A 15385-nucleotide genomic window follows, 5' to 3' on the forward strand; every position below is an offset into this window, starting at 1 on the left:
ACGCACCCGCTGTCGGATGCCATCGAAGGCATTACCCACAGCCTGTGTACGCTGGAATTCGAAGATCATCGTCCCTTTTATGATTGGGTGGTGGAGAATACGGCTGTATCGGCCAGTCCCCGCCAGTATGAATTTGCCCGGTTGAACCTGAATTACACAGTGACCAGCAAGCGCAAGCTCAAGCAGCTGGTGGATGAAGGGCACGTGGATGGCTGGAATGATCCGCGCATGCCGACCATCTCCGGGTTGCGTCGCCGCGGTTACACCCCGGCTTCTATCCGTACCTTTTGTGAGTCGGTGGGGGTTAGCCGTGCGGATTCGGTGGTGGACATGGGGATGCTGGAAGCGGCGATCCGTGATGACCTGAACCAGTATGCTCCGCGGGCCATGTGCGTGATGAATCCGTTGAAAGTGGTCATCGAGAACTGGGAAGAGGGTAAAGAAGAGTCGCTGATTGCGCCGGTGCATCCCCAGAATGAATCGATGCGCCTGCAGCAGAAGGTTGCAGCGTTCGGGAGAGCGCAGTCAGCAAGAGCGCCGGCACGCTAACGCCCAGCTTGGTTGGCGCATCCTGTAGCAGCCGGCGGGTATCCGCCTTGTCCAGCGACAAGGTGGCACTTTGCTTTTCGGCGTAAGCCGGCAAGGCAGCCGATGTCTTGTCCGGTTGCTGGGCCTGCCAGAACGGCAAGCGTTCATCGCCATTGTTCTGCAGCCATTGCAGTAATGCCTGGTGCCAGTCGCCCAGATTGTGGGTACGCTCCGGCAAGGTTATCGCCTGGCCCGCCAGTGCCTGTCCATAAGCACTGAGCAAATCGTCCAGCAGAATACGCCAGGACACCCCATCCACCGCCAAGTGATGGATCACCAGCAACAACCGATCCGGCTGCTGCGGAGTTTGCACGTAAAGCACACGGAACAGCTCCCCTGCTTCAATATTCAGGCTTTGCTGGGTCTGTTCACACAAGGCGGATACCGCCGCATCATCCGGAGCCTGCCGCCACCACAATAATTCATGGCTCGGTGCATCCGCCGGCAAACAGGTTTGCGTCCAACCGTTCTGCTCAAGGGTAAATTGCAATCGCAGGGCGTCGTGCTGTTGATACAAGGCCTGCAGGGTCGCTTCCAGCGCCGGCCGTTCCATGGGAGCATCCAGCGCCAGCCACAGGTGCTGATTCCAGTGACTGGGGCTGGGCGGATTCAGGGAAAAGAAATGCTGCTGAATGGGCAGCAGGGGTAGCTCCCCCTGCAAGGGCTGTTGAGAAATAACCGACGCCTGGGCACTCACTGTCTGCACCGCCAGCTCTTTCAACACCGGCTGCTCGAACAGCTCTTTCGGGGTTAACGCCAGACCTTGCTGGCGGGCACGGCTGACCACCTGCAAGGCAAGAATGGAGTCGCCGCCCAGCGCAAAAAAATTATCATCGCGGCTGACGGTTTCACGGCCCAGCAGTTGTTGCCAGATCGTCGCCAGCGTCTGCTCATTGTCCGTCTGTGGTGCGTCACCTTCGCTGGCGGTTTGCCACTGCGGTGCCGGCAACGCCTTACGGTCCACCTTGCCCGCCGGGGTCAGCGGCAAGGCCTCCAACACGATCAACTGGCTGGGCACCATATAGTCCGGTAGTGAACCCGCCAGAGCCACGAGAATGTCATCGATAACGATCGGTCCACGGAGAACCACATACCCCACCAATCTATCTCCGGCAGGCGATGGCTGCGCCACCACTGCCGCCTCACGAATCGGTTCATGGCCCAGCAGCCGGCTTTCAATTTCGCCCAGCTCAATGCGGAAACCGCGAATTTTTACTTGCTGATCCACCCGGCCCAGGTATTCCATTACGCCATCGTCCCGGTACTTCACCAGGTCCCCGGTGCGGTACATGCGCTCACCCGGCTCGCCGAAGGGATCCGGCAGGAAACGCTCCGCCGTCAGATCCGGGCGCTGATGATAACCACGGGCCAGACCCACTTCGTTGCCGATATACAGTTCCCCCGCGACGCCAACTGGAACGCGGTTAAGATCCTGATCCAGCACATACAGTTTTCTCGGCCCCACGGCGGTGCCGATGGGCGCATAGGCGCTGGTCAGGGTGTCGCCTTCGTAGGCGCCCCACAGCATCGGCGTAACCACGGTTTCCGTGGGGCCGTAACCGTTAAGAATGCGTTTTGGCTTGAGCACATGCTGCATGCGCTCGAAGGTTTCCCGGGTAAAGGCTTCGCCCCCCAGGGTCCAGGAACGCACCTTCAATGCCGGTTTTTCCTGTTCGATCCAGTCCAGCAACGGGCCCATGTAACTGGGCGGGAAACAGGCCACGGTGACGCCTTCGTTTTTCAGCACCTCACAGCATTGTTCCGCGCTCCACAGCTGCTGATCACGGATCACCACACGGGAACCAAAGGCCAGCGGCACCGTCCAGCGCTCCACGGCCCCATCGAAACTGATGGAGGCAAACTGTAGTTCCACATCATCCGGAGTCATTCCATAGCGCTCGCCGATGGTCTGCACATGCATGGAGAGACCGGCATGGGTCAGGGACACGCCTTTGGGTTTACCGGTGGAGCCGGAGGTGTAGATCACATAGGCGAGCTGATCCGGGTGCGGTTCTTCGTTGGGGATGCCGAAAGCAAAACTGTCCAGTGAGAGTGTATCGACAGCAATAGGGCTAACGGTTTCAACACGGGGCAAGGTTTCAATCAAATCTGAAGAGGTGAGCAGCAACGTCGCGCCGCTGTCTTCCAGCATGTAGTGCAAGCGGTCGGAGGGATAACCCGGGTCCAGCGGCAAAAAAGCACCGCCGGCTTTCATCACGGCGATAAAAGCTTCCACCATGGTGACGCCGCGCTCAAAGGACACGCCGACCACGTCATCCGATTTCACACCCTGTGCGATCAGGTAACGGGCCAATTGATTGGAACGTGCTTCCAATTCGGCAAACGACACACGGGTATCTCCGTGCACCAGCGCAATGGCATCACCCTGCTTCGCGGCCTGCTGCGAAAACAGGGACACAAAACTGCTCTGATGCCACTCGCCCTTTCCCTGTCCCCAATGCTGCAACTGCGGTAAATCAATCTCTGACACAGCGATGGCACCCAGCGTTCGCTGGCCCTCGCCGAATGCCGCCAGCACCAGGCTCATGGCCTGCTTCAGTCGCTCGGCGGTGTCGGAATGAAAACGGTCTGCCGCATAGGTCAGTGTCAGCAACAACGCACCGCCATCCCCCTCATGGACATCCAGTGCCAGATCAAACAACGCATGCGGCACACCCTGAGCAAGCGGTGCAATGGTGACGCCGTCGGTCAGATTTCTTGCTGCCGTATCGCGACGCTGATAGTTGAACAACACCTGAAAAAGGGGCGTTTCACCCGGCTCCCGGCGAGGCGACAGGGCTGCCACCAGCTGATCAAACGGCAGCGCCTGGTGAGCCTGGGCGTCCAGCATGGTCTGGTGTAGCTGCGCCACCCACTGGTTTACCGTGAGCGCCGCCTGCGGCTGACCGCGCACCACCAGGGTATTTACAAAAAAACCCACCAGCGCTTCTACTTCGGCGCGCTCGCGGTTAGCCACCGGGACGCCCACCGGAATATCACGGCGGCCACTCACCGACGCCAGCGCCCACTGCCAGGCCGCCAGCACCACCGTGAACAGGGTGGTGTCGTTTTTCCGCGCCAGCGTCTGCAGTGGCCCCTGCAAGTGGGAAGGAACCGTCCACTGCACACTGGCCGCAGTACGCAAGGCGGTCTGTGCCGGGGCACGGTCATGGGCAATCAGCAACGGAGGTTGCGCCCTTTCCTGTTGATCATGCCCCAGTTGTTGGCGCCAGTACGCCAGTTGTCTGTCACGTTCACCCGCATCCAGCCAGGCCTTTTGCCAAAGCGCGTAATCCGCATACTGAATGGCAAGCTCTGGCAACGATGCATCGCTGAGATACGTCTGCGCCAGATCCGCAAAGAACACATCCATGGACCAGCCATCGGACACCAGATGGTGCATGACCAGCTGCAAGCGCCAGCCTTGATCCGACAGTTGCAACAACTGCACACGCAATGGTGAATCACTGCCCAGCACGAAGAGCCGGTGGGCATGCTCATCCGCCAGGGTTTGCCGGGCGTTGTCATCCAGCGTGCGAGCATCGCGTTGTTCGACTATCAAGGAATCATTGCCAATCTGTTGCAGCCCTTCACCGCCCTCTTCCACAAAACGGGTACGCAGGTTTTCATGCCGCTGGACCACCGCATCCAGAGCCCGCAGCAACCGCGACACATCCAGTGCCCCGTTCAGTTCAAATGCGGCGATCAGGTGGTAGGCGGTGTTGTCCGGCTCCAGCTGATGAATGGTCCACAGACGCTGTTGTGCTGGCGCCAGCGGGATACGATTCGGGCGGTCACCGGCGACAATCGGCAGGCGTTCGAAGGGAATGCCCTTTTCCCCCAGCTTCTGTAGAAAAACCGCCTGTTTGGTTTCATCCAGCGCCATAAAGCGCTGCGCCAGTGCCGCCTTGTCCAGGCTCATAGGTCACTCCGGATCATAAATCTTCCAGGTCATCGAGCAGATCGGCCATGGCCGACAGGTCATCCTGCTCCTGCTGTTTGGCGTCGCCGTTGTGTTCGTCCACCAGGGCGGCCAGTGCCTGCAAGGTGTCCGCCTCAAATAACGCGCGCAGAGGAACGTCCACACTCCAGCGATCACGTAGCGTGGCAACCACCCGTGTGGCTAACAGCGAGTGCCCACCGAGGGCAAAGAAATTGTCATCCAGCCCCACTGGCGATTGCCCCAACAATTCTTCCCATAGCGATGCCAATTGCTGTTCGGTGTCGGTTTGTGGAGCACGGTATTCACGGGCCTGCCATTGCGGTTCAGGCAAGGCCTTGCGGTCCAGCTTGCCGTTGGGCGATAAAGGCAGCGCCTCCAGCACCATAAACAGCGAGGGCACCATGTACTCGGGCAACGCCTCAGCGAGAGACTGTCGCCAACCGTCACGGTTATCGCTATCGGCGCTCACATAAGCCACCAACTGGTCACCGGCGTCACTGTGATGAGCAACAACAACCGCATCATTCACCTCAGGCAATTGTTTTAGCTGTTGTTCGATTTCACCCAGCTCGATACGCAAGCCCCGGATCTTCACCTGATGATCGAGGCGGCCCAGATAATCAATGATGCCGTCGTCCCGTTGCCGCACCTGATCGCCGGTGCGGTACATGCGGCTGCCCGGCTCACCGAAAGGATTGGGCAGGAAACGATCTGCCGTCAGATCCGGGCGGGCAAAATAGCCCCGTGCCAACCCTGTACCGCCCAGGTACAACTCACCGGGGACACCACGGGGGACCGGGTTAAGATCCGTATCCAGCACATGCAGCTGAATATTGCTGATCGGCGCACCGATGGGCACGGTGTGTCCATCTGCCGGCTTTTCCTTTTCTTCTCTCTCCAGGGAACGGCACTGCCAGAAACTCACATCAATGGCGGCTTCGGTCGGACCGTACAGGTTGTGCAGTTCCACATCGTTGCGGCTGGCGAACACGGCTTTCTGCAGTTCCATATCCAGCGCTTCGCCGCTACAGATCAGGCGCTTGAGTTGCGGCAGACGCTGCAGGCCGGTGGCATCCACAAACGCCTTCAACATGGACGGCACAAAGTGCAGCGTGGTGACGTCTTCGTCAGCCATGACCTGTTGCAACCATTGCGGATCACCATGGGCTTGCGGCGGCGCCACCGCCAACCGTGCGCCCACCATCAATGGCCAGAAAAATTCCCACACTGACACATCAAAACTGAACGGCGTTTTTTGCAATACACAGTCCGCCGCCTGCAACGGATAGGCGTTCTGCATCCACAGCAACCGGTTTTCCAGCGCCGCCTGGGTATTGAGCACGCCCTTGGGTTTGCCGGTGGAACCGGAGGTGTAAATCACATAGATCGCCTGATCCGGGTGCCACTGCACTGCCGGCGGCGTCACCGGTTGATCACTCACATCCAGCTCATCCAGGCACCACATGGGTACCCCTTGCGGCCAGCTTTCCAGCAGCTCGCTATGGGTCAGCAACAACGCTGGCGACGACGCGTCCAGAATGTAGGCGAGTCGATCCTGCGGGTAGCCCGGGTCCAGCGGCACATACGCACCGCCGGCACGGGTGATGGCAAGAATACCGATGACCAGTTCCAGCGAACGGGGCAAGCCGATGGCCACGCGCACGTCCTCCTTCACCCCGGCACGACGCAAACGATTCGCCAGTTGATTGACCTTGCGTTCCAGCTCCGCATAGCTGAGCTGCTGCTCGCCCATGCTCAGAGCGATGGCATCCGGGGTGCGGGCCGCCTGCTGACCCAGCCGCTTCGGTACCGCGGTAAAATCGCCCCAGTCTTTTTCGGTACGGTTGAAGTCTTGGCCCGCGGCCACTTCGTTTGCTGTCAGCAGGCTCGCATCAGACAGCCGTTGCTGCGGGTCATTCAGCAACGCGCCCAGCAGAATGAAGAAATGGTTCCGTAACCGTTCGATGGTTTCCGGTTTGAATAATGCAGTGGCATAACCGATAAAACCCTGCAGCTGTTCATCGTCTTCCAGAATATCCAGCGCCAGTTCGAACTGGGCACCGGCGGCACCGGGATCGAATGGGGTAATCACCGCTTGCGGCCACTGGGGCGCAAAGGTCTGGCTGAGCCGCTGATGATTGAACACCACCTGGAACAAGGGGTGACGATCCAGGCTTCTGTCCACTCCCAGCGCCTCCACCAGCATCTCGAACGGCAACGCCTGGCGGCCCTGGGCGGCACCGATAAATTGCTGGGTGGCCGCCACCTGTTGCGCAAAAGTCTGCGGCTGATGGTATGACGCCGGGATCACCAGCGTATTGATGAAACAGCCCTGCAGGGTTTCCGTCTCCGCCAGCAAACGCCCGGCCACCGGCACGCCGACCCGCACCTGTGGCTGGCCACTGTAGCGATGCAGCAGGGTCTGCCAGACACTGAGCAGCAGCGTGGACACGGTGGAGCCCAGCTCGCTGGCTCGCTGCTTCAGCTGCGCCAATTGCGCATCACTGATCGGCATGGGCAGGCGCGCGCCGCCACTTTCCTTGCCCGGCAAACCACCACGTGGAAAGTCCGTGGGCAATGCCAATGGCTCGCCACCATCGCCGAGCTGTTCGACCCACCACTGGGTTTGAGCGCGGGCTTCGTCACTGTCCAGCCATTGCTGTTGCCAGGCCGCATAGTCCGCGTACTGAATCGCTGCGGGGTTAGCCGCCAGCGTCTCGCCCTGATGGGCCCGTTGATACAGTTCACTCAACTCTGTCAGCAACAGCTGCATGGAAACACCATCACCAATGATGTGGTGCTGCACCAGCAACAGGTGATAGCGCTGCGCTGAGAGTTTCAGCACCTGCACCCGCAACAAGTCATCCGCCGCCAGGTCGAACGGACGCGTTAATGCCTCATGCTGGAGCGCCTCATGTTGGTGAGAGCGGGCTGCTGCGTCCGCCCCGGTTTCTTCGCTCAGGTCCTGCCACTCAATAGCCACCGTGCCAGCATCGAGAATCCGCTGACGGGGCTCGCCGCCCACCTCGATAAAACGGGTACGCAGGCTTTCATGATTGGCCACCAGAGTACCCACCGCCTGCTGCAGAGCATCGCGATGCAGCTCACCGCGCACCTCCAGTGCCAGCGGCATATGGTAGGCACCGTTTTCCGGTTCCAGCTGTTGCACAAACCAGAGCCGACGCTGGGCGGCAGAACAGGGCAAGTCGCCGTGGCGCGGCACCGGCTGAATCGCCGGCATGGCATCCACCGACTGACACAGCAAGGCGCATTGCTTGAGCAATGGCTGCTCAAAAATCCGGTTCAACGGCAAATCCAGCTGATGCTGATGGCGCAGCCGGTTAACCATCTGCACCGCTAACAACGAATGGCCCCCCAGATTGAAAAAGTGGTCATCGCGGCTGACGCTTTCCAGCCCCAGCAGGGATTGCCAGATTGCCGCCAGAATCATTTCGTTATCGGTTTGCGGCGCCTCACCGCTACTGCCCGCCTGCCATTGGGGCAAAGGCAATGCCTTGCGGTTCACCTTGCCCGCTGGCGTCAGTGGCATGGCTTCCAGGACCAGCAACTGGCCGGGAACCATATAGTCGGGAAATTCCGTGACCAACTCAGCCATCAGCGCATCGGTACTGAGCGGCCCGCGCGGCACCAGATACCCCACCAGGCGATTACCGCCCGGTGACGGCTGGGCCAGCACCACCGCTTCACGCACCTGCGGATGGGCGAGCAGGCGACTTTCAATTTCGCCCAGCTCAATACGGAAGCCGCGGATCTTCACCTGCTGATCCACCCGGCCCAGGTATTCCATCACGCCATCGTCCCGGTACTTCACCAGGTCCCCGGTGCGATACATACGCTCGCCCGGCTCACCGAAGGGATCCGGCAGAAAGCGTTCGGCGGTCAGGTCCGGGCGCTGATGGTAGCCACGGGCCAGGCCCACTTCGTTGCCGATATACAGTTCCCCCGCGACGCCAACCGGCACCCGATTAAGATCCTGATCCAGCACATACAATTTTCTCGGCCCCACGGCGGTACCGATGGGCGCATAGGCACTGCTCAGGGAGTCACCCTCATAGGCGGCCCACAGCATCGGTGTGACCACGGTTTCGGTAGGACCGTAACCGTTGAGAATGCGCTGCGGTTTCAACACCTGCTGCATGCGCTCGAAGGTTTCCCGGGTGAAAGCCTCACCGCCCAAAGTCCAGGAACGCACTTTCAGGGGCGGTTGTGTTTGTTCAATCCAGTCCAGCAGTGGCCCCATGTAGCTGGGCGGAATACAGGCAATGGTCACCCCTTCTTTTTGCAGGGCATCGCAGGTTTGTTGCGCGCTCCATAATTGTTGGTCACGGATCACCACCCTCGAACCAAAAGCCAGCGGCACCGTCCAGCGCTCTACGGCGCCATCGAAACTGATGGAGGCGAACTGCAGCTCCACATCATCCGGGGTCATGCCATAGCGTTCACCGATGGTTTGCACATGCATGGTGAGACCGGCATGGGTGAGCGACACGCCTTTGGGTTTACCGGTGGAACCGGAGGTGTAGATCACATAGGCCAGCTGATCCGGGTGCGGTTCGCTGTCGAGGGACTGCGCCGAGAAAACATCAAGCGACAGTTCATTCACTGCAATCGGTTTAACGGCATCAACACGGGGCAAGGTTTCCACCAGACCAGAAGAGGTCAGCAACAGTTTCGCGTCGCTGTCTTCCAGCATGTAGTGCAAACGATCGGAGGGATAACCCGGATCCAGCGGCAGGAAAGCACCGCCGGCCTTCATCACGGCAAGGAAGGCTTCGATCATGGTGACACCACGCTCGAAGGACACACCGACCACATCGTCCGGTTGCACGCCCTGTTCGATCAGGTAACGAGCCAATTGGTTGGCGCGGGATTCCAGCTGGACAAACGATACGCGGGTGTCACCGTGCACCAGTGCAATGGCCTCGCCCTGCTCGGCTGCCTGCTGTGAAAACAGCGAGAGAAAACTGGCCGCGTGCCACTCGCCTTCGCCCTGGCTCCATTGCTGCAACCGGGGCTCGTCGTCACCCAACGCATCCAGCTCGGCCAGTGGCACATCATCCACATGAGACAACGCCAGCAAGGTACGCTTGAACGCACTGGCCATGCGGTCCACCAACGCCACCGGCAAGGCCGCGCTATCGTGGGCAAACAACATTTGCAGATGGTCACCGGGCAGCACCGCCACGGTGAGCGGGTAATGGGTGAACTCGTGACTGGTGGGCGTGCCCAGCTGCAATTCGCTGTGCTCACTGCCCAGCAGGGATTCATCCAGCGGATAGTTTTCAAAGACCAGCAAGGTATCGAACAAGCCTTCTCCGCCCCAGCCGGCATCCTGCTGCACTTCGAACAGCGGCGCATGGCCCTGTTCGCGCAGCGACGCATTATCCGCCTGCAGCTGCCTCAACCAGTGGGCGATGGATTGCTCACCATTAAGGGGCACCGTCATGGGCAGGGTGTTGATGAACAGGCCCAGCATACTGTCGCTACCGGCCAGTTCCGCCGGGCGGCCGGCTACGGTGTTGCCGAACACCACCCGTTGCTGGCCGGTGAACCGGCCCAGTACTCGCGCCCAGGCCGCTTGCACCAGGGTATTGATGGTCAGCCCCTTGTCACGGGCCGCCTTGCGCAGAGCATCGCTGGTCGCGGCATCAAATTCGATCGGGTGACGACGGAATGCGCCTTTATCCGGCGTACCGACGGCCTCCACAAGACGGGTTGGCATCTGCACCGGCGACAGGTATTGCTGCCAGAATTCCCGGGTCGCGCCGCGATCCTGTTGCTGCAACCAGCCCAGATAATCCGCATAACCCTTTGGCGCCGCCGGCAGTGTCTTGTCGTGGTATAGCGCCATCAATTCGCTGAGCAAGACCCCGGTGCTCCAGCCATCCATGAGGATGTGATGGAGCGTGAGCACGCACTGCCAGGTTTGCTTGCTGGTGCGTAACAGGTCGACCCGCCACAAAGGCGCCGCCTGCAGATCAAAACCTGTCTGCAGACGATGCTGGCACCAATCATCCAGTGCCGATTCGCCGACGTCACGGAGATCCTTCTCCAGCCAGGGCAAGGCTACCTGCTGCGCAGACCAGACTGCCTGATGGCGAGTATCTGACAGGGTCGCGGGCAACAGACTGGTGCGCAGCACACCATGGCGCTCCAGCAACGCCTGCCACGCCTGACGCATTCGCGTCGGTTCCACCCCGGTGAGCGGCAACACCAATTGGTTCACATAGGTGCTGTTGCTATCACTGAGCTGCGAATGGAACAGCAATCCCGCCTGCAAGGGCGACAGGGGCAGAATCTGTTCCGGACGATGCGCAAGGGAATCCAGTTGGGCCTGATCCAGTGATGCCAAAGGCACATCGGCCGGCGTCAGTACCGGCGCCCGGGAATCGCAATGCCGGGCCAACCGTTCGCACTGCTGCAGCCACTGATCCACCAGCACCGCACCCTGTTCGCCAGACAGGGTCACCCCATCCACATCCGCACGAATGCGCAATTTTCCGTTCTGCTGATCCGCGTTGATCACCAGCGGCGCATCCGTCGGCGCATCCGCTTCCTGCCACAGGCCCGCGTCCATCAGCGAGACACCGGGCAAATCATCGTGGCGAAACTGGCCAAGATAATTGAACAACACATCCAGGCGATGATCGCCGCCGGCCAGCTTGCCCTGCTGAACCAGCAGCCCATAGCCCAGACCGCCCTGTGCCGGTTCGCGCAACTGTTCCTTCTGCTGTTTGATCGTGGTCGCCAGATCATCAGCACAGTCCAGTCGCTGCGGATACAGGCTGGTAAACCAGCCCACGGTCCGGCTCAAATCCAGCGCCGTGTCACTTGCGGTGCGGCCATGGCTTTCACGGTGAATGCGCAACACCCGACGATCACAATATTCCGCCAGGGCTTGCGACAGGGCGATCAGCAGAAATTCTTCCAGATTGAGGGAGGCGTAACGGTCTGCACTGTGCTGCCAGCGGCGCAAGGTCTGCGCATCGGTTTCACGGACGAAGTGGCTCGCCTGATCGGGCTGCGATCCGTTGAACTTTAATCCATTGAACAACGGCGGCATCGCTTCACAAACCGACTGCCAGTAAGGCAACGCCAGCTCTGCCTGTGGCAGCCACTGCTGATCCAGCGCTTCGCGCCAGTCACTCAGGTTGTGAGTCTTGCGTGGCAGCGATGCATTGCCACCCTGCTCAATCTGTTCGCAGGCGAAGAAAAAATCCTCCAGCAAGATTCGCCAGGACACGCCGTCCACAGCCAGGTGGTGGATGGTGAGTAACAGCTGTGGATTATCTCGCTGGGGCGTGTCGCCAGTAACATACAGCGCCCCCAGCAACTTGCCTTGCGCCGGATTCAAACTGCGCTGCACAGCAACCATCTGCGCTTCAATCGCAGCACTGTCGTTGCTGTCCATGGTTTTCAGCAGCGGCGCACTCGCGGCGGGCACACACTGCGCCGTCGCGGAGTCACTCACGTCAAACTGTAAACGCAGGGCATCATGCTGAGCGACAAGCAGCTGCAGGGCCTGTTCCAGAACGGCCGCATCAAACGGTTTCTGTATGGAAAAACGCAGATACTGGTTACAGGCAGACAGTCCCCGTTGCTCAATAAAACGCTGCTGAATCGGCAACAGGGATAGCAAACCGGCCAGAGGCTCCTGGCTGGCGGTATTCACCGTCACCGGTTGCGCCACAGCGGCTTGCTGACTCAACACCGGCTGTTCGAATAAATCCCTGGGCGTTAACGCCAGGCCCTGCTGGCGGGCGCGGCTGACCACCTGCAAGGCAAGAATGGAGTCGCCGCCCAGCGCAAAGAAATTATCATCGCGGCTGACGGTTTCACGGCCCAGCAGTTGTTGCCAGATCGTCGCCAGCGTCTGTTCATTGTCCGTCTGTGGCGCATCACCTTCGCTGGCGGTTTGCCACTGCGGCGCCGGCAACGCCTTGCGATCGACTTTTCCTGCCGGGGTCAGCGGCAAGGCCTCCAACACGATCAACTGGCTGGGCACCATATAGTCCGGCAGTGAGCCCGCCAGCGCCGCCAGGATGTTATCGATAACGATCGGACCACGGAGCACCACATACCCCACCAATCTATCCCCGGCGGGAGAAGGCTGCGCCACCACGGCGGCCTCACGAATCGGTTCATGGCCCAGCAGTTGGCTTTCAATTTCGCCCAGCTCAATGCGGAAACCGCGAATTTTTACCTGCTGATCCACCCGGCCCAGGTATTCCATTACTCCATCGTCCCGGTACTTCACCAGGTCCCCGGTGCGATACATACGCTCGCCCGGCTCGCCGAACGGGTCCGGCAGGAAACGCTCCGCCGTCAGGTCCGGGCGCTGATGATAACCACGGGCCAGACCCACTTCGTTGCCGATATACAGCTCCCCCGCGACGCCAAACGGCACCCGGTTAAGATCCTGATCCAGCACATACAATGTTCTCGGCCCCACGGCGGTGCCGATGGGCGCATAGGCGCTGGTCAGGGAATCGCCTTCGTAGGCGGCCCACAGCATCGGCGTGACCACCGTTTCCGTGGGGCCGTAACCGTTCAGGATGCGCTGCGGTTTCAACACATGCTGCATGCGCTCGAAGGTTTCCCGGGTAAAGGCTTCGCCACCCAGGGTCCAGGAACGCACTTTCAATGCGGGTTTTTCCTGTTCGATCCAGTCCAGCAGCGGGCCCATATAGCTGGGCGGAAAACAGGCCACGGTAACGCCTTCGTTTTTCAGCACCTCACAGCATTGTTCCGCGCTCCACAGTTGCTGGTCACGAATCACCACACGGGAACCAAAGGCCAACGGCACCGTCCAGCGCTCCACCGCCCCATCGAAACTGATGGAGGCGAACTGCAGTTCTACGTCATCCGGGGTCATGCCATAGCGTTCACCGATGGTTTGCACATGCATGGTGAGACCGGCATGGGTGAGCGACACGCCTTTGGGTTTGCCGGTGGAGCCGGAGGTGTAGATCACATAGGCGAGCTGGTCCGGGTGCGGTTCGTTGTCGAGGGTCTGGGCAGAAAAGGCATCCAGTGACAACGCATCCACCGCAATCGGTGTCACCGTTTCCACGCTTGGCAGCGAAGGAGCCAGGCCCGATTCAGTGAGCAAAAGCTCTGTGCCACTGTCTTCCAGCATGTAGCACAATCGGTCCGCAGGATAAGCCGGATCCAGTGGCAGGAAAGCGCCGCCGGCTTTCATCACGGCGATAAAGGCTTCCACCATGGTGACGCCACGCTCAAAGGACACGCCGACCACGTCATCCGGTTTCACACCTTGTGCGATAAGATAACGGGCCAATTGATTAGAACGTGCTTCCAATTCGGCAAACGACACACGGGCATCTCCGTGCACCAGCGCAATGGCATCGCCCTGTTTCGCGGCCTGCTGTGAAAACAAAGACACAAAACTATGCGCTTGCCACTGGCCAGCCCCCTGCCCCCAACGCTCCAGCATGACCTGATCATCCGGCACCAGCGCCGCACTCTCGGTGAGTGGCAACGCTGGCGACTGCAACCACTGCTCCAGCACCTGCTCAAACGCCACCACCATTTTCCCGGCAAAGGCATCATCAAGAATGCCGTCACCGTGAACCAACCGTAACGTCAGGCCATCGTGCTCATCCGGCCAGGCATCCAGCACCAGATCAAACGGCGTTTCCGTTACGGGCAGGTCTTCCACCCGCGCCATCAGGTTACCCAGATTCAGACTTAATCCTTTGCCCTGTTGGCGATAATTGAACGCCACCTGGAACAAGGGATGACTGCCTGAACTGCGGGAATCGCTCAAGGCATCAACAATTTTTTCAAAGGGAAGATCGCGATTTTTTTTAGCGTCGTTCAAGGCACTGTGGATCTGTGCAATCCAATCACTGACGGACAGCTCAGGGGAAACATGGCCCTGCACCACCAGGTTGTTCACGAAAAAACCCACCAGAAACTGGTTACTGCCTTTACGGTTGGCACTGGGGACGCCAACGCGAATCTGCGGTTGCCCCGACACCCGAAACAACAGGTACTGCAACACGGCAAGCAATACGGTAAAACGGCTGACGCCCTGCGCCCGGGCAAAATCTTTCAGGGTTTGCGTCTGCCTGGCAGACAGGGAGAAGTCCTGAAAACGGGCACCACTGGAGGCACCGGACGGTTGTGACAGGCGGGGCAAAGCCAGGGGTTCGCCTTCATGTTGCAGTGTGTCGATCCAGTAACCCCGCTGCGCCCGGGCATCGTCACTGGCGAGCCATTCAGCTTCTGTTTCGACCAGATCCAGATAGGTATTTTTCAGCGGCGGCAGGTTCGGTGTCAGCCCATCACGCAAGGCACTATAGGCAAACAGAAACTCCTGCATGAACACGCCCAACGACCAGGCGTCGCCGACAATATGATGCAACGAGATCAGCAGCACATGCCGTTGCTCGCTCAGCCTGACCAGCCGGTAACGCAGCAGCGACTCGGTTTCCAGATCAAACGGTTTCGCATTATGCTCGCGGCCCAACCGGTAGGCTGCCGCTTCCGGGTCTGCCTCGTTGCTGACATCCTCGACCTGCAGCACCCTGTCCACGTGCGACGCGATCCTCTGCCAACCCTGACCATCCCGCTCGGAAAATTCCACACGCAATATCGCCTGCCGGGCCACCACATAATTCATGGTCTGCTCAAGCGCTTGCGGATTCAGCTCGCCGTCCAGCCACAGCATGCCCCCCAGGTTATAGGCCGTGCTCTGCGGTGAAAGCCGCGTAAATAGCCACAGACGTTGCTGTGAAGAGGAAAGCGGGGTCCAGTCGGCCCCCGGGCGCGCGTTCTCGATGGCAGACCCGGTCATATCAGCTCCTT

General features: G+C 59.9%; 2 protein-coding genes and 1 pseudogene. 1 reads left to right on the plus strand and 2 read right to left on the minus strand.

What is annotated here, in order from left to right; all coding sequences use genetic code 11:
• On the plus strand, nt 1-549 hold a 549-nt coding region (locus tag ADG881_RS17355; protein WP_232211700.1), incomplete at its 5' end, for a glutamate--tRNA ligase family protein.
• 13 nt (nt 550-562) lie between these two features.
• Here the strand turns inward: ADG881_RS17355 and ADG881_RS06605 are convergent.
• Both ADG881_RS06605 and ADG881_RS06610 read right to left on the minus strand, forming a co-directional pair.
• Nucleotides 563-4510, minus strand: a pseudogene (locus ADG881_RS06605) (amino acid adenylation domain-containing protein); the annotation flags it as partial.
• Nucleotides 4511-4523: 13 nt separating this feature from the next.
• The gene (locus tag ADG881_RS06610) at nt 4524-15374 is read right to left on the minus strand and encodes a non-ribosomal peptide synthetase (RefSeq protein WP_007148467.1); all 10851 of its coding nucleotides are present in this window, start codon (nt 15372-15374) and stop codon (nt 4524-4526) included.
• Nucleotides 15375-15385: the final 11 nt, after the last annotated feature.

The sequence above is a fragment of the Alcanivorax sp. DG881 genome, assembly GCF_000155615.1.
Lineage (GTDB): Bacteria > Pseudomonadota > Gammaproteobacteria > Pseudomonadales > Alcanivoracaceae > Alcanivorax.